We start from the raw sequence: 21,527 nt of genomic DNA, 5'->3' as shown, positions 1-21,527 counted from the left end.
AGAGCGGTTCATGCCGGTACGTACTCGCGAACAGGCCGGACCACCGGCACCGCCAGCGCGGTGAAGCCGATGCCCAGCAACAGGGTGATGCCGAAATGCCGCAGCGCCGGCATCGAGCTCAGCGCCAGCAGGCCGAAGGAAAGCAGGGCGGTGACTGCCGACAGCAGCACGCCCGCATAGGCCGCGCCCGGCACGTGCGCCGCGTGCGGCTCGCCCTCATGCAGGAATACGGCATAGTTGGCGCCGACGCCGAGCACCAGCATCAGCGCCATCCAGTGGAACAGCGTCAGCGGCTGGTCCAGCCAGCCGAGTGCGGCCAGGGTCAGCCCGATGCCGAGCAGCGGCGGCACCAGCACGCGCGGTGCCGCGCGGCGATAGCGCCAGGCGAAGGCCGCGGCCACCGCCGCCGTGGCGGCGGCGAGCCACAGGCTGGCGTACTCGCGATAGCGGCCGAACAGGGCGGAGATGCTGGTTGGCTTGTCCACGAAGGACACGCCCGGCAGTCCTTCCGCGGCGGCGCGCAGTGCGACAGCATCGAACGCGCCTTGCGGCAGCACGATGGACGCCAGGCCGCGCGCGCCTTCGTCCATCCACAGATAGCGGTACGGCCTGCTGGCGGGCAGCTTCAGCCATTCGGCGACATCGAGCGGGCGACCGGGCCACGCATCGAGATAGGCTTCGGCCGCCTCGGCGCGCAGTCCCGCCTGCGTCATCAGCGCGAGCAGTGCCGCGCGGTCGGCGAACAATGGCGCCAACGCGGCATGGTCAGTCTGCTGACGCTGCAGCGACGGCAGCATGGCGGCCATGCCGAGCCAGCCATCGAGCTTGCCCGCCGCGGCGAGCGACCGCAGCCGCGCTTCCAGCGCCTCGCCGCGCTGCAGGACCTGTTCCGCGCTGTCACCCTCGACCAGGAAGAACTGGCCGCCGCCGCCGACGCCGGCGATCTGCGCGATGCGCGCTTCTTGCCGCGTGAGTTCGGTCGGCGGCGCGATCAGCAGGCGGATGTCGTCGTCGTGGGACAACCGCCACCAGCCGGGCAGCGCGAAGGCGAGCGCCAGCGCGAAGGCCGCCACGGCGGTGCGGCCGTGTCCCAGCTGTCCGGCGCCATGCTGCAGGCGGCGTGCGATCCACACCAGCGACAGCGCGAGCGGCCGCCGCGCGGGACGCCGCAGCAGCGCCGGCAGGAGCAGGAACACGCTGAGGCAGGCGGCGCTCATGCCGGCCATGGCGAAGCAGGCCATCTGCCGCAGTGCCGGGAACGGCACCAGGCCGAGCAGGGCATAGCCCAGCAGCGAGGTCGCGAGCGCCAGCAGCAGCGCCGGCCGCACCTGGCGCAAGCCGCGCGCCGGCTCCCAGGCCGGCCCGGCATTGGCGCGCGCGCACAGGTACTGGATCGAGTAGTCGACAGCTTCGCCCAGCAGCGCCGCGCCGAATACCAGGGTGAGCAGATGGATGCGCCCGAACACCAGCAGGGTGACGGTGAGCGCACAGGCCACCCCGATCGCGGTGGACAGGAAGGCGAGCAGCAGCGGCCGCGGCGAACGGTAGGTCCACACCAGCAGCAGCGCAATGCCCAGCGTGGAAGCCAGGCCGACCACGTGTACGTCGCGTTCCGCACTCGTGCGGGCTGCGGCCGCATGGAATACGGCGCCGGTGCGCAGCAGTGCGGTGCCGGGATGCGTTTGCACCGTCGCCGATTCCGCCCTCGCCAGCGCAGCGAGCGCCTGGCGCTGCACGCGATCGTCGTAGGCTGAGCCGCGCAGGGTGGCGATCACCATCACGTAGGTGCGTCCGTCCTGATGCGCGGTGAGCAGGTCGTCTTCCGGCAGCAGCGGCGAGCGGTTCCATGGCTGCTGGTCGAGCCAGTGCTGCAGCCAGCCGAACGGATCGTCGCGCAAGTCCGTGCCGACGCCCGCCAGGAACGGTTCGTTGAGCCGGCGCGCCAACGCCTGCGCGGGATCGGTATCGGCCCGGGCGAGTGACTCGCGGTCGGCATCGCTCAGCAGATGAAAGCGATGGGCCAGGTACGGCGCGACTAATTCGCGCAGATCGAACGGCGGCAGCTCGGCGGTGACGTTCGCGAAGACGCGCTCAGCGGCGAGGCGGCGGCCGAGGTCGCGGGCCGCCTGCTTTGCGACGGCGTCGTCCGCGTGTTCCACCAACAGCACCATGCGGTCGCCGCTGGCATGCGCCAGGCGTTCCACCGCGTCCTCGGCCAGCGGCTGGCGCTCGGTCGCCGGCAGCAGCGCCAGCAGATCGGTCTGGATCGGGGATTCCCCGCGGCCGAACAGCAGCCAGCCGCCCAGCAGGATCACCGACAGCACGGCTACGACAAAAGCGGCCGTGCCGGCCAGGCGAGGCGGCGGGGAAGACGCAGTCATGGCGGCATGCCCAGGGCACGCTTCTCCAGCGGGCTGAGCGGGCCGGCCTCGCGCGTGTCGGCGAACTGGATGCGCGTGCTCTCGCCGCTCTCCAGCTCCACCGCAATGCCTTCCAGGTACTCGCCGCCGCGCAGTTCGATGCGGCGGAGCACGCGCGCCATGCGCGCCTGCCGCGGCGTGAAGTGCAGCGTCCACTGCGCACGGCTGCCTTCGGCGCGGACGTCGAACTGGCGCAGCGCTTCGTCCGGCTTGCCGGAGAGCATGCCCTGCAGCATCTGCGAGACCTGGGCCACGCCGCGGTCGCCGCGCGCCGCTTGCGGCCGGCCATCGTCGCCGACGCGCGCGGTCCGCTCGCCGGCCAGGGCCAGGGTTTCGCGATAGGGGGCTTCGATCTGCCACAGCATGCCGCGGCCGAGCACGAACAAGAGCTTGCCGGTACTGGTCTGCGGCTGCGCCAGCGCGGGGTTCTCGCGCGTCTGCGTGAAGTCGGCGCGCACGGCAGCGTGGGTGCTCAGTTCGTCGAGCACCTGGCGCAGCAGGTCGGGCGACTGGGCGTGCGCGACCAGGGCCGCGCACCAACCCAGCAGGACGGCGATCAGGCGGCGCATGGTGCTTCCTCGCGGCGCAGCCGGCGCCACAACAGCAGCGGGATGCGCGGCAGCATGCCCAGCAGCAGGCGGGTGTGCATGGCCGAGATACGCAGGTTGTCGCGCCACATGCGGAAATGCGACAGGCCGTTCTCCGGATAGATCACCCGCGTGGGCAGGTTGCGCACGGGCACGCCGCGCCAGTACAGGCGCACGGCGATCTCGGTGTCGAAATCCATCCGCGCCGGCAGCGGCTTGCGCGCGATTTCCGCGCGGGTGGGCGCCAGCGGGTAGAGGCGGTAGCCGCACATCGAATCCTGGATGTCCAGCGACAGCGTTTCCACCCATACGAAGAAGTGGGTGACATAGCGGCCGTACAGCCGCGCGCGCGGCACGCTGTCGTCGTATACCGGTTTGCCGCACACCATCGCGCGCGGGTCGGCCTGGGCCTCGGCCAGGAAGCGCGGCACGTCGGCCACGTCGTGCTGGCCGTCGGCGTCGATCTGCAGCGCATGCGTATGGCCGGCTTCGTGCGCGGCGACCAGGCCGGCAGTAAGCGCGCGCCCCTTGCCCTGGTTCTCCGGCAGGCGCAGGAGGCGGATGCCTTGCTCCGCGGCGAGCGCGTCCAGCACCGCCCGGGTGGCCGCATCGCTGCCGTCATCCACCACCAGCACGGGCAGGCCGTGCGCACGCAACGCCCTCACGGTGGCCGCGATGGTGTCCTTGTGGTTGTAGATGGGAATCACCGCGCAGGGCGAGAACGCCTCGGCGGCGCCGGGACGGGCGTGCATGGAATGCGCTCAGCGCTCGAGCAGCGACTTCACCGTGGCGACCACGTCGCCCACGGTGCGCACGCTCTTGAAGTCCTCGGGCTTGATGCGGGTGCCGGTCATGTCCTGGACGTGGATGGCCAGGTCGACGGCGTCGATACTGTCCAGCTCCAGGTCGGTGAACAGATGCGCGGCCGGCGTGACGCGGGCCGGCTCGATCTCGAAGGTATCGAGCAGCACCTGCCGCAGGCGGGCAAGGATGTCCTCGTCGCTGATGCCGCTGGCCATGATCGTGCTCATAGAAGAGTCCCTGTTTCTGTACGCGCCCGGTACGTTCCCTGTCGCGTCGTGCGATCCCAAGGACCCGCCGGCCCCGCCGCGGACAAGCGCGGGTTCGCGACGGCGTCCTGGTCAGACGTAGCCGTGATCTGCTTTTCGTTGAATCGACCACCCGCGAGGCGGGTCCCCTTGAAACTGCCTGCCGGTCAGGCGAGGCCTACCGCTTGTTCCAAAAGAACTTATGCTACCAGAATCGCCCTCCAGGGGATCACCCCCGGAAGTCCTGCCTGCCGTTCAGGCGGTCCGCAGCTCCCGCGCCAATGCAGCCAGCCGGTCGCGCTGCGCCAGAATCAACGACAGCTGGCTCAGCACCAGCCGCGTTGCCTCGTCGCCGCAAGCTTCTCCGGATTCCGCGCCGGCGGGTGCGTCGGATGCGGCCGGTTCGCCTTCGGCCGCCAGCTCGTCGGCCAGCCGTTCCAGCGAGCTGACCACCTGTGCGCCGGTCCGCAGCGCCGTCTCGCGGGCCGGGCCATCGGCCAGGGTCTGCCGGTTCGCGCCCAGCGCCGAGAGATGCCCGAGCAGGCCGTGCGCCGCGCCCAGGAACCGCAGCAGCGTTTCGCTGCCCTGGCGGTGCCGCCCCGGCTCGCGCAGCATGTTGGACAGCACGCCGCTGAGATTGGCATCCGCGTTGTGCGCATCGCGCCGCGCGATGCGATAGGGAAGGTCGTCGCGCCGGCCGTGCGCGTACTGCTCCAGGATCCCGGCCAGATAGCGCGCCTCGCAGCGCACCGTGTCCGCGAGCACCAGACCGAGCCGCCGCCCCTGCCAATCCGGCAGTACGAAGTGGATCGCCAGCGCGGCGATGCCCACCCCGATGAACGTGTCGAGCAGACGCGGCCACATCACCTCGTAGCCGTTGCCCACCTGGTTGAAGCACAGCACCACGAACAGCGTGATCGCCGCCGTGGCCAAGGTATAGCGGCGCTGGCGCGCGGCGAAGAACACCACGCCGGCCACGATCAGCAGTGGCACCTGCGCCGGTCCGAACGGCAGCAGGCGCAACGCCGCCCAGCCCGCGACCAGGCCCGCAAGCGTGCCGGCCATGCGCTGGAGCAGCCGCCGCCGCGTCGCGCCGTAGCTCGGTTGGCAGACCAGCAGCGTAGTCAGCAGGATCCAGTACCCGTTCTGCGGATGCACCACGCGCAGCACGCCGTAGCCGGCCAGCAGCGCCAGGGCCAGGCGTAGCGCATGGCGAAAGCGGAACGAGCCCGGCGTGAACTGGATGCGGATGCGCTCCCAGGCCTCGCCGACGGTGGCCGGCCCCGGGTCCTGCAGGGCGCTTTCGTCGCCGAGACGCGGGCCCGCGGACGGCTTCTCCCGTTCCAGCAGCGACTGGATCGCCTCCATGTTGCGCAGGAGCGCATCGAGCGAGCGCAGCAGGTGCGACGGCGGCGGTGCGGCCTGCGCGTGCAGGAACGCCACCGCATCGCGCACGTCGTCGAGCGCGGCGCGTGCATCGTCCGCGGCCTGCGGCGGCATGCGCAGGCGCAACGTTTCCGCGCGCTGCCGACATAGTGCGGCATGGCGCCTGAGCATGTGTTCGCAGCGGAACAGCACGTCGCTGTGGAAGAACGCCTCGGCCAGCGCGTCATAGGGGTGGTGCGAGGAACTGATGCGCTCGTGGATGTCCTGGGCTGCAAAGTAGAGCTTCAGCCGTTCCGCCGTGGGGCCGCGCGGACGGCGCGGTCCGATGCGATCGATCAGGATCAGCCGCGTCTCGTTGAGCGCCTGCACCACTTTCTCGTTGCGCCTGGCCAGGTCCAGCTGCAGGGCCTCCCGATCCACGCCGGGCAGCGGCGCGAACAACGCGGCCTTGCCGTCGAGATAGCCGGCCAGTGCCTCAAACGTACGTGCCAAGGCATGGCGCACCGCCTGCTGCGGCGACAGCGCGCTCCACAGCAGCGACAGCACGCCGTACCAGGCCGCGCCCGCCAGCAGCAGCGCGGGCTCGCGCAGTGTCCCGCTGTGCGTCACCGCTTCCGAGCCGATCATCGTGTAGACCGACAGCAGCAGCGTGGAGCCGGCGATGGTGGCGTAGCGATGACTGACCGCGCCGAGCATGACCAGCGCGAACGTCGCCAGTGGCAGGCCGACCGCGAACAGCACGGGATGCGGCATCAGCACCTGCACGGACGAAGCGGCGATGGCGAAGCAGGCGAGCGTCACCAGGAGAGTGCCCAGGCGGCTGCGCCAATGGTCTTCGGTTTCCGCAAGGGCGCAGGCGATGACGCCGAGCAGGGCAGGGATGGCGTCGGCGAAGCGGTTCTGGGCGAGGCAGTAGAGGGCGACACCGCCCAGTCCGAGCAGGACGCGCAGGCATTCGGCGTAGCGGTCGGAGCCGCGGAGGCGGCGCCAGAGTTGGAGGGATGCGGGTGGGGGTGTTGGGGTCACGTTGGGAAGGATATGACGTGGGGGCGCTTGTTGTGTGCGGGGAAGCGTTTCGGGATCCCTGCGGGGCTGATGGACTCTCGTTTGTTTGGCATTTCGGTGCGGGCAGCGGGGGGCACGCAGCGGCGTAGGTTGGGTGAGCCTGCGGACCCCAACGGGCGCTAAGGGTCGCCTCGCCCTTACCTACTCGTTATTCCGGCGCAGGCCGAAACCCAGGGGCGACAGCGCTCGGTTGTCGCCTTATGGCCAGCCTTGTCTCGCCCCTCGCGGGGCGAGGGTTTCGCTCTCCTGCCGGAGAGCGAGTTACTTCTTCTTTGCTTGCCCAATCCCCTCAAGAGGGACCTCGAGAAGAAGTAACCAAGAAGAAAGGGCACCCTGCGCGGCGCCCTCCGGTGGCCTTCGCCACCTCCGGGTGCGTTGAGGGCTGGCCGGGCTTTTCGACAGGGCATCCTTGCCCTGATCGAAAAGGCGGGGACGTCCTGTCCCCGCCCGCCTGTGGCGGCCTGATCGTCCAGCCCTCACCGCCGCGAAGGGAACCCGGGAGATCAAGAGCGTTACGGAGCATCGCTTCGCTCGCTCTTGTTTAGTTTTCGCCTCGGTACCGCACTTCTCCTTCTCCCCTCCGGGGAGAAGGCTGGGATGAGGGGCGGGTGCTCGCGGGAACGCGGCTAGAGCGGACGTGGCTTTAAAAGTCGAAGCAAAGAGCAGCCGCGCGCAGCTTGCAGCGAGAGGAAGTGCGAAGGAGCAGCAGAAGCTGAGTTCTCTGAGCAACGAACAGTAGGCACAAGGAACGATCACCCCCTCGCTCCGTAGGTCCCCTCACCCCGCCCTCTCCCCGGCGGGGAGAGGGAGAAGTGCGGTGCTATCGCCAGAACACCACGAGCCGACGCACCGCTCCCCGTCCTCTCCGCTTCGGCGCCTCGACGTCCCCTCCACGCACCTCAGTTCCACTTCGAGTCGCGCGGTCCAGCAGCGGAGAAAACACCACGTGCTCTGCCAACCCCCGCCGCGAGCTTTTGACCTCAGGCCATTCTCTTTGGTTACTTTCTCTCGAGGCCCCCCTTGAGGGGGTTGGGCCAGCAAAGAGAAAGTAACTCGGGCGCCGGCAGGCGTCCGACATGCCCGCTGCATAAGCGGCCAGGTTGCCGAGCCACGGCTTAGTGCAAACGACGAAGAACAGCCCTGCACGCGGACAGACGCCCGACATGCCCGCTGCATAAGCGGCCAGATCACCGAGCCGTGGCTTAGTGCAAACGACGAAGAACAGCCCTGCACGCGGACAGACGCCCGACATGCCCGCTGCATAAGCGGCCAGATCACCGAGCCGTGGCTTAGTGCAAACCACCAACCTCACATCCCGACAAGTATTCGAAATGCCCGCTGCAGGTCACGGAAGCCGCCCCAATCGCCAAGAAAACACGCCAGCCCCACAAAAAAAAGCGCCCCCCATCCGGGAGGCGCCCCACAACACAAAACCCAGCGAAAACTTACTGCCCGCGCATGCGACCAGCAAACCGCGGCGCCCCATTCCCCATGTGCGGCAGCTTGATCTTGCCGATCGAGGAAATGCGCTCCTCCGCCAGGCGATCCGCCGCCTTGTACGTCGGCACATTCTCCGTCTTCGAAATCTCGAAGATGCGGCCCAGGTTGTAGTAGATCGTGCGCATCATGCGCATCGCGCGCTCACGGTTGTAGCCGTCGATCTCCAGCGACACGTTCATTACGCCGCCCGCGTTCACCGCGTAATCCGGCGCATACAGCACGCCGCGGCGGGTCAGTTCGTCGCCGATCGAATCGGTGGCCAGCTGGTTGTTGGCGGCGCCGCAGATGATCTTCGCCTTGATGCGGTCGATGGTCTGCTCGTTGAGCGTGCCGCCCAGCGCGCAGGGCGAGTACACGTCGGCGTCGACGTCGTAGATCTCGTCCAGGCCCACGGCTTCGCAGCCGAGTTCGTCCACGCAGCGCTGCACCGCGTCCTTGTTGATGTCGGTGACGAACACCTTGGCGCCCTGTTCGCGCAGCAGCTTGATGAACTCGCTGCCCACGTGGCCGCAGCCCTGCACGGCGTAGCTGTACTTGCCCACGTCTTCGTTGCCGTGCTTGACCTGCAGCGCGGCCATCAGACCCTGCAGGGTGCCGAATGCGGTGAACGGCGAGGGGTCGCCCGAGCCGCCATGCACCTGGTGCACGCCGGTCACGTATTCGGTCTCGCGGAACACATATTCCATGTCGTTGACGTCGATGCCGACGTCCTCGGCCGTGATGTAGCGGCCGTTGAGCGAGTTGACGAAGCGGCCGAACGCGCGGAACAGCGCCTCCGACTTGTCCTTCGACGGATCGCCGATGATCACCGCCTTGCCGCCGCCCAGGTTGAGGCCGGCCACGGCGTTCTTGTAGGTCATGCCGCGCGACAGGCGCAGCACGTCATTGACCGCATCCTGCTCGGTCTTGTACGGCCACATGCGCAGGCCGCCGAGCGCCGGGCCCAGCACCGTGTTGTGGATCGCGATGATGGCCTTCAGGCCGGCGTCCTTGTTGTGGCAGAAGACGACTTCTTCGTGACCCGTATTGGCGATGGTTTCGAAAATCATTGGAACTCCACTTTGGGTGGCGCGGTTGGGGATGCGTTGGTGGTTCGGCGGCCGCGTCGTGCGCGAGCCTTAAAGTCAAAACCCCGACCAGAGGTCGGGGTGATGAGCACAGTCCGATATTCTAGTACGCACCCGGATTCGTCGCTGCTGCGACGCAGCACCTGCGGAAATGTGGGGCCAAGCGGCGCGTTCGGCCCTGCCGGGCGGCGAAACGAAAGGCCCCGCCGGGGCGGGGCCTTCGATCATGCATGTGGGGGCCGTACCGACGCACGGAGCGTGCGGTCAGAAAGTGAGGGTGGCGCGCAGCCAGTAATAACGCCCCATCACGTCGTACGTGGCCACGTCGGTGTTGGAGTTGGTCACGTTGTTCTGGTACAGCAGCGGCGGCTGCTTGTCGGTCACGTTGTCCACGCCCACGTCGAAGCGCGTGTGCCACGGCTTCACCTCGTAGCCGGCTTGCAGGCTGTGGTAGGCATAGGCCCCCACCTTGCGCACCACGGCCGGGATGGCGAGGTCCGCCGACAGCTGCTGGCGTTCGTCCTCGCTGCCCACCTCGGTACGCCCGATGTAGCGGATGCGCCAGCTCGCGCTCCACGGGCCGCGCGACCAGTTCAGCGTGGCCAGGCCGCGCCAGCGCGGGAAGTTGCCGTAGGCATAGGTGTAGCGGCCGGCATTGTGGATGGTCACCGTGGTCGGGTCCGACGGATCGGGATTGACGTCGTAGCGCGCCACGTACGTGGTATCGAGGCGCAGCCCGAAGCGGCCGTAGCGTTCCGTATCGAAGCGATAGGCCACGCTGCCGTCCACGCCCTTGGTGGACAGTGCACCCAGGTTCACGGTCGGCTCGGCCACATAGTTGATGTCGCCGCTGGAGAAGCGATGGATGAAGCCGCAGAACGCACTCGATGGGTTGGCATAGCACTGGTTGAGCACGGTCTGCGCCGAGATCGCGGTGATGGTGTCGTTGAGGTTGATACGCCATACGTCGGCACTCAGCGACAGGCCGGGCAGCCAGTGCGGGTCGTACACCACGCCGTAGTCGAAGGACTTGCCCTGTTCGGGCTTGAGCTGGTAGCCGGCCACGATCGAACCGGAGGATTTGGCGGAAATCTGCGGATTGGCCTGCTGGTAGCTGCCATCGGCAGGCACGTTGGCGCAGGCCTGCGGATGCCCGCCCGCATAGAAGTTGCAAGGGTCGTTCACGGTCGGCGAATCGCCGGCGATGCCGGAGTACAGCTCATTGATGTTCGGCGCGCGAAATACCTCCGATACCGTGCCGCGCAGCAGCAGGTCTTCCACCGGCCGCCATTCCACCGCCAGCTTGCTGTTGGTGCTCTTGCCGGCGCTGCTGTAGTCGGACCAGCGCGTGCCCAGCGTGAGGTTCAGCGTCTGCGCCCACGGCTTGCCGGACAGCAGCGGAATCAGCGTTTCGGCGTAAGCCTCCTTTACATTGAAGCTGCCGGCGAGCACGGAGGTACAGAACTCCACCACGCCGCACAGGCCGTTGAGATCGGCGACTGCCAGCGGGTCCGTGCGCGTCGACGTGCTCTCCTTGCGGTAGGAAAAACCGGTGGCAAGGTTGACCGTGCCCGCCGGCAGGTCGAACAGGTCGCCGTTGGCGTTGGCCTCGAACTGCTTCACCGTGTACTCGGTGGTCGTCACCGGATTGCGCTGGATGTTCTTGAGCGCGGCGATGGTCGACGGGGCGTTGACGTTGAAGATGTTGATCGGCGTACAGCCGGCGATAGGGTTGCCCGGGGTGCCGCAGACCACGTTGCCGGTGCCGCTGTCCAGGTAGGAGGGGCCGATGCCCTGCTGGAGCAGCGCGTAATCCAGGAAGCCGTTGTTGACCGACTTCTGCCGCACCTTGCCGTAATTGAACGCGGCATCCCATTGCCAGGAGCTGTTGCCGAAGTTGCCGCGCAGGCCCGGCGTCACCTGCAGGTTGTAGGTGTTGTACACATAACGGCGATAGCCGAGCGTGGAGAAGCGTGTATTGAAGTCTCCATAGTTGTCGCCCGTGACGCGGTCGGTGCCGAAATTCACTCCGAACGGGTTGTAGTAGCTGTCCTTGGACACCAGGAAGTTGTCGCCGTTGGCGAACACCGGCACCGGCGCGAGCTGTGAGTCGGATTGGGTTTTCGTGTAATAGACGTTGGCGAAACCCTCGATCGCATCGGTGAATTTGTACTTGCCCAGCACGAAGAAGTTGTCGCGCTGCTGCGGCGTCTGCAGGATGTTGTCGCCCTGGTAGTTATAGGTGTCGGTCACGGTGTAGCAGTGATAGTCGCCCTGCGACGTGGCGCCGGTGACGCCATGATTCAGCGAGACGCGCGAGGTGCAGCCCAGCGGCCCCGCCACCGAGCGCGGCAGCGTGATCGAGCCGGCCGGGTTGGCGGAAGATCCGCTCACGATCACCTTGCCGCCCGTCAGATTGAGCGCATCGCGTGAGAACGCGCGATCCCGCGCCGACACCGCGTCCAGACTCTGATGACCGATGCCGGCGACGATGCTGCCGCGCTGGCCGCTGTGGCCGCCGGTGAGCGTGAAGTTGCGGCGAAAGCCATCGCTTCGACTGCTTTCGGCGAAGTCACCGGTCAGCTGCACGCCGTCGAAGCGGTCGCGCAGAATGAAGTTCACCACGCCGCCGATCGCGTCCGAGCCGTAGATCGCCGAGGCGCCGTCGCTCAGCACCTCCACCCGGTCGATCATGTTGGCGGGAATGCTGTTGACGTCGTTGTAGGCCAGGCGCATGCCGTTGACCAGGATCAGCGTGCGCTTGTCGCCCATTCCGCGCAGCGAGATCGTCGCCGCGCCGGTGCCGCCGCCGTTATTGGTGTTGGCATTGGTGGCATTGCCCGCGATCGAGGGCAATTCCTGCACCAGGTCGCCCAAGGTGGCCTTGCCGGTGGCGGCGATCTGCGAGCGGTCGATGGTCACGACGGGGTTGGCGGTCTCCACGTCCACGCGCCGGATGCGCGAACCGGTGACGGTGACGCCTTCGAGATTCTTGGCCTTGTCCGGGTTGGCGGTATCGGCGGTATTGGCGTCCTGCGCGAAAGCCTGGCCGGCGCCGGCCAGCAGGATGGTCGCCATCGCGAGTTTCACGGCGTGGCTGAGCACGCGGGGCGTTGGCGTTCGGTAACCACGGTGGAGCGTTGCGGATGTCGGGAGCATGAGCGATACCTCGGGTGGCGTGTGACGTCAGGACAGTGGCGTGCGAACGGTGCCCTCCCTTGGGCGAATGGTTTTTCCTGGGCAACGGAAACCCGTGCCGGAGCCGGGGCTTCGGCGGTGTCGTTGCGTTTGGCGGCCCGCGCGAGCGGGCGGGACGCGCTCAGCCGGGGCCGGGCGCGTCCGAGTCGATTTGCCAGTACACGGCGTAGCGTTCGCCGTGCACTTCGTTCAGTGGAGCGACCGCGACCGTCCCGTCGCGCGTGCCCGCCTCGAAGCGGAGTTCTTTCGCCGATACGGTGCGCAGCCAGTCCAGCCCGCCCGATGCGTTCGCGGCGACGCGCGGCGCGGGGCGAGGCTTGGGTTCGGGCTTGGGCGCGGCGTCGTAGCCGCAGTACTGCATGTCATGGGTGAGCCCTTGGCTGCCCAGGCGAGCGGCGAGCACCAGCGGCCCGTAGAGCGCGGCCTGCAGGCGGTCATCGCCGGGCAGCGCTTCGCTGTGCAGGCGCATGGGAAGGTCCAGCTCCACGCGATCGCCATCGCGCCATGCGCGATGCAGCGTCAGGTAACTGCCGGGCGAAGCGAAGACGTCCAGGGCTTCCCCGTTGACGCGCACGCCGGCGCCGGGAGCGATCCAGGAAGGAACACGCAGATGCAGGGCGAACGAAGCCGGCGCCGGCAGCGATACGCGCAGGCGCGTCAGCGGCTCGCGCGGGAAGGCGGTCTCCTGGCGCAGGCGAAGCTTTCGCTCGGGCCAGTCGAGCTCCGAGGCGATGAACAGGTTGACGTACAGGTCGTCGCCGTCGCGGAAATAAATGCTGTCGTTGAAGCGCGCGAATTCTTCGGCGCCGGAACCCGTGCAGCACCAGAACGAATCGGTAGGCGAGTTGTAGAACTTCGCCGCGCCGGGCTGCAGCGGGTAGTAGTAGAGCTTCATGCCTTCCGCGTCCTGCGTGCCCAGGCGCGCGTTGTAGAGCGTGCGCTCGTAATAGTCGAACGCGCGCGGATCGCCGCTCCACGCGTAGACGTAGCGCGTGAGCTTGAGCAGGTTGTAGGCCACGCAGCATTCGGCGCTGTACAGGCCGAGCTGGTCCTTGAGATCGCCAGGCCCGGTCTTCCAGAACTCGTCGTTGCTGGAGCCGCCGGTGGCATAGGTGCGGTTGTGCGTCACCGTCTCCCAGAAGAACTCGGCGATGCGGCGGTAGCGCGGCTCGCCGGTCAGTTCGTAGCGGCGTGCGGCGCCGAGCACCTTCGGGATCTGCGTGTTGCTGTGCAGGCCCTGCAACTCGTCGCGATGCGCGGACAGCGGATCGAACAGCGAAGCCTGGTCGAACCGGTGCGCCGCGTCGCGGTAGCGCTCGTTGCCGGTAATGGCATAGAGCTCGTACAGCGCCTCGTTCATGCCGCCGTACTCGGTCTTCAGGATGTGCGCCACCTCGGCGTCGGAAAAGCCATTGAGCCAGCGCACCGTCCAGTTGCCGATGCCGATGGACACGTCCAGCGCCTGCCGGTTGCCGGTCAGCGTGTACATGTCCAGCATGCCGGCCAGGATCTTGTGGATGGTGTAGAACGGCGCCCACACCTTCTGGCCGCTGCTGAGGCGATCGAAGAAGCTTTCCGGGAACGCGCTGACATAGCCGTTCGGACGCTGGCATGCGGCGAGTGCCGCGACGAGTTCGTCGCCGCGCTGCTTCATCAGCGCATCGCCGAGGCTGGCATGCGCGAGAGCGGCGGCGGACAGATAGTGGCCGCCGGTGAAATGCCCGCGCAGCTCGCAGTCGGGCTTCTCCCAGCCGCCGAACGGCCGGGCGGAGGAGGGCAATCCGGCTTGAACGCGGAAACTGTGCGCGAGCCGGTCGACGGGAAGGGTGTGCAGATAGCGCTGGTTGATCGCCGCCGCGCGGGAGAAGTCGCTGTCGAGCAGCTTCACCTGGCCCAGGCCGAAAGCCTGCATGCGGCGCACGGGCTGTTCGCGAACGGCGTGCTGGCCGGGCTTGGCGGGATCGGCGACATCGGCGACATCGGCGAAACCGCGCGGTGGTACCGCGAGCGAGGCGGCCGCGACGGCCGCGTTCTTCAGGAATCGCCTGCGGTGATCGCTACAGCCAGACGGCATGCCCTCTCCCCGTTCGTATCGGCCACATGGCCGGCAATCAGCGACGCATCCCCCGATGCGCACGGTTTCATCGTGCCGTCACATGTGCGGAGCGTCTTGTCGTATTTGCAAGACCCGCATGCGGAATTCCGCATAGTGGTTCCGTGCGATGTGCGATGCGCGTGTATGCATCGTGACGAGCCATAGCCACGCTGTCTCCCTCTCCCCTCTGGGGAGAGGGTCGGGGGCGAGGGGCCCTAAGGAGCGAAACGCGACTTCATCACCATACCCTGGCAGCTGAGGGTCGATCACGCAGCGAACTTGAGGCCGGATATCTGCTAACCGCACCACGCCCCCATCAAACAAACGCTGCCGAAACCCGCACGACCTGCCCGACGGAACCCGTCAACCGCACCGCTTCCCCCTGCCGTTCCTTGGCCGCGACACCATCGATGCGCACCTCGCCGAGCCGCTTGCCCTCCGGCGCCCGCAGGCTGAGCCACACCGTGCGGGGAGGCTCGCGATCCGGCAGCCGCACCTCGCCTTCCACCCCGCCGCGGCCATCGGGCCGCAACTGCACGTCGACGCGGCCCCAGCGCGTCGGCGCGCGGAGCATCGCCACAGGCTCGCTGCCCGCCATCCACCGCCGGGGAAGGGCGCGCGCCAGATGCAGCACCTCGCCCGCGCCGTCGTCGAACACCATCATCCAGCGCAGGAGCAAGGGGATGGTCAGCTGCGCGGGCATGCAGAACAGCGGCATGCCGCCGCTCAGGTCCGAGACTTCGCCGGCGGTCCAGCTGCCCGGCGTGTGCGCGTGATAGCGGTGGGCGTAGAGGAACAGCAGGTATTCGTCGATGCGATCCAGCCGCAGGAGCTGCTGCGCATAGCCGTAAGAGATGAAACCGAGGATGTCGCGCCCTTCCGGGTTGGGCGGGGCGACGTTGGCGACCACGCCTGCGCTCGTGGCGCCGTGGCCGCGCATGCAGTCGATCACCAAGTGGGCCAGGTCGTCCGGCAACACGTCGGCCTGCAGCAGTTCGGCATAGGCGCGGTGCGGCCATTGCTGCTCGCTGGGCTTTTCCTGCGTCAGCGATTGGCGGAAGGTGAGTTTCGCGCCGGGCAGCGGGCCGACGTAGGGTGGGCGAAGATCGTGGCGCACATTGGCGCGCAGCGTGCGCGTGACCTGCCCGGCGAGCGTGCGCGAGCGCTGCTGCCAGCGCTGGGCGGTGGCCGCGCCGCCTGGGTCGATGGCCGTCCATACCGCCGCGATATCCTGCAGGCCACGCGCCGCCAGCGCGCTGTTGGCGTAATAGGGCTTCCACCACAGCTGCGGCTCGGGGAACAGGCAGGCATCCGACTCGTTCCAGCCGTGGATGAGGCCGTAGCCCGGGCTGTGCTCGGGCAGCTGCAGGCTGGCGTCGTGCAGGTCGAGCAGGATGCGCGCGGTGGCTTCGATCTTGCCGCGATGCTTGCTCAGAAGCGCGCTGTCGCCCGTGTAGCGCAGGTAGCGCGCCAGCAATGACAGGGTGAGGCCAAACTGCCCGGTCTCGGCGCCGCGCATGTTGATCATGCCGTCGGGCTGGACGAAATCGGCGAAATAGCCGTCCAGCACCGTGGCGGCCTGGGCAAAGCGGCCCCATTCCAGGTTGGCGTAGAGCGAGCTGGTGAAGGTGTCCTGGAAACCGTCGTACTCGTTGCCGTAGTAGTCGCGATCCACAGCGCCGTACTTCGGATAGCTGCCGCCGGGGCGCACCACCAGCTCGCGTGCGAAGGCGAAGCGCGCCATGTCGGCCCAGCTGACGTCCGGCGTGTGCAGTTCGCTCGCATCGGCGAGCTCGCGCTGCCAGGTGTCGTGGAAGCGCAGCAGCGCGCGATAGAACGCCGCGGCGGAAGGCGGCTGCCGCGTGGGCGGATAGGCCGGGTAGCTGTGGCCGTAGTGCACCTCGCTCACGCGACCGTGCTCGACCAGCGCGGTGCGGTGCCAGGTCTGCACGACGAAGCGATCGGCCGCGTCCACATCGGCGAAGACGAGCACGTCGTACCAGCGGCCTTCGCCCAGCGGGAACACCTTGTGCACCGCCGGCAGCCAGCCGCCGAGCAGGCCTTCGCGCCGCCGCGCGGCGAGCTTGTCGTCGCGCAGCGCCGCCACCGCCTGTTCGGGATGGAAGGTGCGCGTGCGGCCGTTGGGAAAGACCGGCATGGTGTCGGCGCAGGCGACGGTGCCGACGAAGGTGGTCCACGGCAGGCGGCCGGCGTAGTCCTTCGGGTCCAGGTCCGAGGCCAGCGGCGGCGCGGCGAGGCGTACCTGTTCCGGATCCGGCTCGCCGCGTTCGAGCAGGCGCGCCGCCAGAAGGTCCGCGTCCGCCAGCGCGATGTCTTTCAGCGCGAGCCCCAGGTAGGGCATCGTGCCTTCGACGGCGCACGGTTCGGTACGCTTGCCCAGCGCGCATCCGCCATCAGGGCCGAGCAGGGTGAGCGTGCCGTCCGGCGTGCGCAGGTCCTCGAACACGGCCCAGGCCGCGCCTTCCAGGTCGAACGCAGCGATGCGCGCGTGCCCTTCAGTGGGAAGCGCTGCCGCCGGCAGCCGGCGCGGCGGCGCGGAAGGCGTCGCCGGCGCGGGTTCTCCGGCGGGCGCGGCGTCGCCGACGCTCCACCCACCCATGCCTGCGACCGCGCCCGACGCGGCCAGCCCTTGCAGAAAACGGCGCCGATCCATTCCTCTCCCCCGGCCCCGCTCCCCGCGCGACGCATTCGAAAAAACAGGCCCGCGCACGCGCCGTAGACACAGGCGGAAGAGGGGGAGGCGGCTTCCGTGCGCGGGCCTGGAGTTGCAGGCTCCCACGCGCCCCGATGGGCGGTCTTGCACGGATGCGACCGCTGTCATGCGGAAAACCGCACAACCGGGGGGCGCGGGCACGAATTGATCCAGATCAATGCCGGCGCACAGCGCCTTGCTAGCGTGGATTCCGACCGCCGCGCCGCCCGGCGCGCGGCGAGGGACGCCATGTTCACCCACCTGCTGCTCCCCACTGACGGTTCGACGCACTCCGAGTGCGCCGTGCGCCTGGGCGTCCGCCTGGCCGCGGCGCTGGGTGCACGCGTCACAGGTTTCGCCATGGTGCATCCGCATGGCGGAAGCGCGGCGAGCCTGCCCGTGGGGGAGGAGGAGACGCGCTTGGCGCGGGCCCGCCTGCGTTTCATCAAGGAGGTGGCGAACGGGCATGGAGTCGCCTGCGAGGTGGTGCTTGTGCATGGCAACGATCCGGCGCAGTCGATCGTGCGCGCGGCGAGGGAGTTGCGTTGCGACCTGGTGGTGATGGGGTCGCATGGGCGGCGTGGGGTGCAGGCGCTGGTGTTGGGGAGTGAGACGCGGAAGGTTTTGTTGGATTGTGGGGTGCCGGTGTTGGTGTGTCGGTAGGGGGCGTTTTTTTTGGCGGTTGTTCGTGGGCGCTTTGAGGGGCGCCTCGCACTGGCCTGTTCGTTATTCCGGCGCAGGCCGGACGTAGGTTGGGGTGAGCGAACCCCAACGGGTGCTGAGGTTCACCTCAGCCTTCATCCTCGTCATTCCGGCGTAGGCCGGAATCCAGTGGCGGCACGGCTCGGTTGTCGCCTTGTGGTCTGCTTGTCTCGCCCAAGGGGCGAGGGGTTTCGCTCTCCTGCCGGAGAGCGAGTTACTTTTTCTCTGCTTGCCCAGAGAAAAAGTAACCAAAAGAGAGGGCCCCCTGCGCGGCGCCCTCCGCAGCCTACGCTGCTCCGGGTGCGTTGAGGGCTGGCCGGGCTTTTCGACAGGGCATCCATGCCCTGATCGAAAAGGCGGGGACATCCCTGTCCCCGCCCGCCTGCGGCAGCCTGATCGTCCAGCCCTCACCGCCGCGAAGGGAACCCGGGAGATCAAAAGCAACGCGGAGCGTCGCTTCGCTCGCTCTCGTTTTTTTTCTTGCCTCGGTACGTCACTTCTCCTTCTCCCTTCCGGGGAGAAGGCGGGATGAGGGGCGGGTGCTTGCGACAACGTAGCTAGTGCGGGACGTGCGGATGGGAGGCTATAGATGCACCTCAGCCCACCCGCTCCTTCACCACCACCAACTTGCTATGCCTGCGCCCATAGGCCAGATAAACCACGCACCCGACCAGCAGCCAGATCCCGAACCGCACATACGTCACGACGGGCAGTCCCCAGATCAGCCAGCAGGAAAAACCGACGCCCACCAGCGGCACGAAGGGCACCCAGGGCGTGCGGAACGGGCGGTGCAGGTTCGGCTGTCGCACTCGCAGTACCGCCACCGCGGTGCAGATCACGATGAAGGCGCCGAGGACGCCGATGTTCACCAGCTTTGCCAATTCGTCCAGCGGAAACAGTCCTGCCGCCACGGCCGTCACGGTGCCCAGCAGAATCGTCGAGCGGTGCGGCGTGCGCCAGCGCGGGTGCACGCCGGCGAACCAGCTTGGCAGCAGGCCGTCGCGGCCCAGGCTGAAGCCGATGCGAGCGCCGGCCAGCAGGTTGGCGAAGATCACGCTGGTGATGCCGCATACCGAAGCGAGCGAGATCACCGCCATCGTCCATGGCATGCCGATGCGGATGAAGGCGTTCGCCACCGGCGCGTCGTTGTCCAGCGTGGTGTAAGGCACGATGCCGGTGAGTACCAGGCAGATGGCGAAATACAGCAGCATCGCAATGCCCAGCGACAGCAATACGGCGCGCGGGAGGTCGCGTTGCGGGTTGCGCGACTCCTCGGCGGCGGTGGTCAGCATGTCGTAGCCGAACACGGCGAAGAACACCACGGCCGCGCCGGTCACCACGCCGTGCATGCCGAAGGGCATGAAGGGATGCCAGCGTTCCGGCTTCACGTACGCGGCGCCGGCGATCACGATCAGGGCGGCGCCGGCGATCTTGATCGCCACGATCAGCGTGTTGAAGCGCGCGCCCCATTCCATGCGCACCGCGAGCAGAGCGGTGATGGCCGCGGACACCACGATCGCGGGGAGATTCACCACTCTTCCCGGCGCGGTGCCCCAGGCGCCCTGCGCCCAGGTCGGCAGCGGCAGGCCGGCGCTGTCGAGCAACACCTGCGCATAACCGGACCAGCCCACCGCCACCACCGCGGCGATCAGCGCGTATTCCAGCAGGAGATCCCAGCCGATGATCCAGCCGGCGAATTCGCCCAGCACGGCATAGCCGTACGTATACGCGCTGCCGGAGACGGGAATGAGCCCCGCGAATTCCGCGTAACACAGCGCCGCCGCCGCGCTGGCGATGCCGGCGAGCAGGAACGACAGCAGCACTGCCGGTCCCGCTTGCGTGGCCGCCACAGTGCCGGTGAGCACGAAGATGCCCACGCCGATGATGCCGCCCAGGCCGATGGCAGTGAGTTGCCACAGGCCGAGCACGCGCCGCAGGCCGGTGCCTTTGTCCGCCTCGCTTTGCAGGCTTTCCACCGGCTTGCGCCGGATGATGTCGTCGATCAGCGCCATCGGTTCCTCCCCGAAACCTCGTCGTGTTGTGCGTTACGGTGCCTTCGCCTCCGCATAGGGCGACTTGCCGCCCCCGGCGATGAACGCGTCCACCCGTTGTTGCAGTACCGGCAGCGGCACCGAGCCGAGCGACAGCACCGTGTCGTGGAACGCGCGCAGGTCGAAGCGCTCGCCCAAGGCTTTCTCGGCCTTGGCGCGCGCGTCGACGATGGCCATCTCGCCCAGGTAGTACGACAGCGCCTGGCCGGGCCAGGCGATGTAGCGGTCTACCTCGGTCTCGATCTCGTGTTCGCTCAGCGCGGTGTGGTCGCGCATGAAGGCCTGGGCCTGTTCGCGCGTCCAACCGAGGTGGTGAATGCCGGTGTCCACCACCAGGCGGCAGGCGCGCCACATCTGATAGCTGAGGTAACCGAAGCGGTCGTAGGGCGTGTCGTACATGCCCATCTCCACGCCCAGGCGTTCGGAGTACAGCGCCCAGCCTTCGCCATAGGCGGAGATATAGGTGTAGCGGCGGAAGTCGGGCAGGCCCTCGTGCTCGGCGGCCAGCGGCATCTGCATCGCATGGCCTGGCGCGGACTCGTGCAAGGTCAGCGCGGTCAGCGAGTACAGCGGGCGCGAGGGCAAGTTGTAGGTATTGACCAGGTAGATGCCCGGGCCGCCGCGGCCGCCGGTGTAGAACGGCGCCAGGTCGGTCGGGACCGGCTCGATGGCGAAGCGCTGGCGCGGCAGGCGGCCGATGTACTGGCCGATCTTGCCGTCCACGCGCTTGGCGATCCAGGCGGCGTCTTTGAGCAGCTCGTCGGCGCTCTTCGGATAGAACTTCGGGTCGGTACGCAGATAATGCAGGAATTCGGCGAAGCTGCCCTTGAAGCCGCTGTCGCGGATGGCCTCGTCCATCTCGGCGCGGATGCGCGCCACTTCTTTCTGACCGATCGCATGGATCTCTTCCGGGCTCAGGTCCAGCGTGGTGAACTCGCGGATCTGCGCCTGGTAGAACGCCTTGCCGTCCGGCATCGCTTCGGCCGCGAGCGTGGTGCGCGCCTGCTTCATGTAGGTGTTGCGCATGAAGTCGAGCAGCTTGGCGTAGGCAGGAACGACGTGCTCGCGGATTGCCGTACGGGCCTCCGCGCGCAGCTGTTCCTGCGTGGCGGCCGGGATGCTGTCCGGCATTTGGCGAAACGGCGTGTAGAAGAGGTTGCCGTCGCCCTTGGCATTCGCCACGTCGGCAATGGACTGATCGCGACCAGTCAGCGTCACGCGCGGCACGCTGAAGCCGCGTGCCAGCCCCGCACGCATGTTGGCGATCTGTTCGTCGAAGTAGCGCGGCACGTCGTGCAGCTGGCCGAGGTAGCGGCGATAGTCCTCGGCGGTACGCATCGGCTTGCGCGCGGTGAAGCCGAGGTTGGTCCAGAACGCGGTGTCGCTGTTGAACGGCATCTCCCAGGTGCGGAAGCGCTGGTCCGCCAGCAGCGTCTCGATCTGGTTGCGGTACACGGCATAGTTGACCGGATCGTCGCCGCGCAGGTCCTTCGGCGAGATCGCGTCGAGGCGCTTCAGCACGTCGGCCCAGTAGCGCTCGCGCGCGGCCTGCGTGGCCGGATCCACCTTGGGAAGATGGGCGGCCGGCTTGCCGCCGCCGTCCTCGTCGTCGCCACCGGCGAATTGCGCCTGCCGCCACTGCCATTCCTGCGTGTAGACGGCGCGGAAGCGCGCGTCCGCATCGTCGGCGGCGT

11 protein-coding genes and 1 pseudogene are annotated in these 21,527 nt (G+C 68.0%); 1 reads left to right on the top strand and 11 read right to left on the bottom strand.

Annotated features, from left to right (window positions below; translation table 11 throughout):
* Window positions 1-8 precede the first annotated feature (8 nt).
* From RKE25_RS16365 to RKE25_RS16325, 9 genes are all read right to left on the bottom strand, one after another.
* Window positions 9-2,381 carry an MMPL family transporter gene (locus tag RKE25_RS16365; protein ID WP_311839159.1) on the bottom strand — a complete coding sequence of 791 codons (2,373 nt, stop codon included), beginning with the start codon at window positions 2,379-2,381 and terminating at the stop codon, window positions 9-11.
* Window positions 2,378-2,989, bottom strand: coding sequence for an outer membrane lipoprotein carrier protein LolA (locus tag RKE25_RS16360; RefSeq protein ID WP_311839158.1), 612 nt, complete (start codon window positions 2,987-2,989; stop codon window positions 2,378-2,380). The genes RKE25_RS16365 and RKE25_RS16360 overlap by 4 nt, the downstream gene beginning before the upstream one ends.
* The gene (locus tag RKE25_RS16355) at window positions 2,977-3,759 is read right to left on the bottom strand and encodes a glycosyltransferase family 2 protein (RefSeq protein ID WP_311839157.1); all 783 of its coding nucleotides are present in this window, start codon (window positions 3,757-3,759) and stop codon (window positions 2,977-2,979) included. The genes RKE25_RS16360 and RKE25_RS16355 overlap by 13 nt, the downstream gene beginning before the upstream one ends.
* Window positions 3,760-3,768: 9 nt before the next feature.
* Complete coding sequence (locus tag RKE25_RS16350; RefSeq protein ID WP_311839156.1) at window positions 3,769-4,038, bottom strand: acyl carrier protein; 270 nt, start codon at window positions 4,036-4,038, stop codon at window positions 3,769-3,771.
* A 273-nt stretch (window positions 4,039-4,311) separates the two neighbouring features.
* The gene (yccS, locus tag RKE25_RS16345; RefSeq protein WP_311839155.1) at window positions 4,312-6,468 is read right to left on the bottom strand and encodes a YccS family putative transporter; all 2,157 of its coding nucleotides are present in this window, start codon (window positions 6,466-6,468) and stop codon (window positions 4,312-4,314) included.
* A gap of 1,484 nt (window positions 6,469-7,952) precedes the next feature.
* A complete protein-coding gene (locus tag RKE25_RS16340) occupies window positions 7,953-9,056 on the bottom strand; it encodes a Glu/Leu/Phe/Val dehydrogenase dimerization domain-containing protein (RefSeq protein ID WP_311839154.1) in 1,104 nt (367 codons plus the stop codon).
* A 282-nt stretch (window positions 9,057-9,338) separates the two neighbouring features.
* Window positions 9,339-12,233 (bottom strand): TonB-dependent receptor, encoded by a 2,895-nt coding sequence (locus RKE25_RS16335; protein WP_311839153.1) that lies wholly within the window; start codon window positions 12,231-12,233, stop codon window positions 9,339-9,341.
* A gap of 160 nt (window positions 12,234-12,393) precedes the next feature.
* Window positions 12,394-14,346 (bottom strand): glycoside hydrolase family 127 protein, encoded by a 1,953-nt coding sequence (locus tag RKE25_RS16330; RefSeq protein ID WP_311839152.1) that lies wholly within the window; start codon window positions 14,344-14,346, stop codon window positions 12,394-12,396.
* Window positions 14,347-14,683: 337 nt separating this feature from the next.
* The gene (locus tag RKE25_RS16325) at window positions 14,684-17,041 is read right to left on the bottom strand and encodes a twin-arginine translocation signal domain-containing protein (protein ID WP_311839151.1); all 2,358 of its coding nucleotides are present in this window, start codon (window positions 17,039-17,041) and stop codon (window positions 14,684-14,686) included.
* A 288-nt stretch (window positions 17,042-17,329) separates the two neighbouring features.
* On the opposite strand from RKE25_RS16325, the gene RKE25_RS16320 reads away from it, so the two are divergent.
* Entirely contained in the window at window positions 17,330-17,743 is a 414-nt protein-coding gene (locus tag RKE25_RS16320) for a universal stress protein (protein ID WP_311839150.1), read from the top strand.
* Window positions 17,744-18,378: 635 nt separating this feature from the next.
* Here RKE25_RS16320 and RKE25_RS16315 read toward each other — a convergent pair.
* Together RKE25_RS16315 and RKE25_RS16310 are read right to left on the bottom strand one after the other, a co-directional pair.
* Window positions 18,379-19,794, bottom strand: a complete 1,416-nt coding sequence (locus tag RKE25_RS16315) for an amino acid permease (protein WP_311839149.1) — start codon at window positions 19,792-19,794, stop codon at window positions 18,379-18,381.
* Window positions 19,795-19,827: 33 nt separating this feature from the next.
* A pseudogene (locus RKE25_RS16310) lies at window positions 19,828-21,519 on the bottom strand (DUF885 family protein); the annotation flags it as partial.
* Window positions 21,520-21,527 lie beyond the last annotated feature (8 nt).

Origin of the sequence: Dyella sp. BiH032, assembly GCF_031954525.1 — a bacterium.
GTDB lineage: Bacteria > Pseudomonadota > Gammaproteobacteria > Xanthomonadales > Rhodanobacteraceae > Dyella_D.
This window is presented reverse-complemented; position numbering and strand designations above follow the sequence as displayed.

Excerpts from the sequence above, each read along its gene's own strand:
- RKE25_RS16355 (WP_311839157.1), bottom strand. The coding sequence starts at position 3,759 with ATGCACGCCCGTCCCGGCGCCGCCGAGGCGTTCTCGCCCTGCGCGGTG.
- RKE25_RS16365 (WP_311839159.1), bottom strand. The coding sequence starts at position 2,381 with ATGACTGCGTCTTCCCCGCCGCCTCGCCTGGCCGGCACGGCCGCTTTT.
- RKE25_RS16340 (WP_311839154.1), bottom strand. The coding sequence starts at position 9,056 with ATGATTTTCGAAACCATCGCCAATACGGGTCACGAAGAAGTCGTCTTC.
- RKE25_RS16325 (WP_311839151.1), bottom strand. The coding sequence starts at position 17,041 with ATGGATCGGCGCCGTTTTCTGCAAGGGCTGGCCGCGTCGGGCGCGGTC.
- RKE25_RS16360 (WP_311839158.1), bottom strand. The coding sequence starts at position 2,989 with ATGCGCCGCCTGATCGCCGTCCTGCTGGGTTGGTGCGCGGCCCTGGTC.
- RKE25_RS16335 (WP_311839153.1), bottom strand. The coding sequence starts at position 12,233 with ATGCTCCCGACATCCGCAACGCTCCACCGTGGTTACCGAACGCCAACG.
- RKE25_RS16320 (WP_311839150.1), top strand. The coding sequence starts at position 17,330 with ATGTTCACCCACCTGCTGCTCCCCACTGACGGTTCGACGCACTCCGAG.
- RKE25_RS16330 (WP_311839152.1), bottom strand. The coding sequence starts at position 14,346 with ATGCCGTCTGGCTGTAGCGATCACCGCAGGCGATTCCTGAAGAACGCG.
- RKE25_RS16315 (WP_311839149.1), bottom strand. The coding sequence starts at position 19,794 with ATGGCGCTGATCGACGACATCATCCGGCGCAAGCCGGTGGAAAGCCTG.
- RKE25_RS16350 (WP_311839156.1), bottom strand. The coding sequence starts at position 4,038 with ATGAGCACGATCATGGCCAGCGGCATCAGCGACGAGGACATCCTTGCC.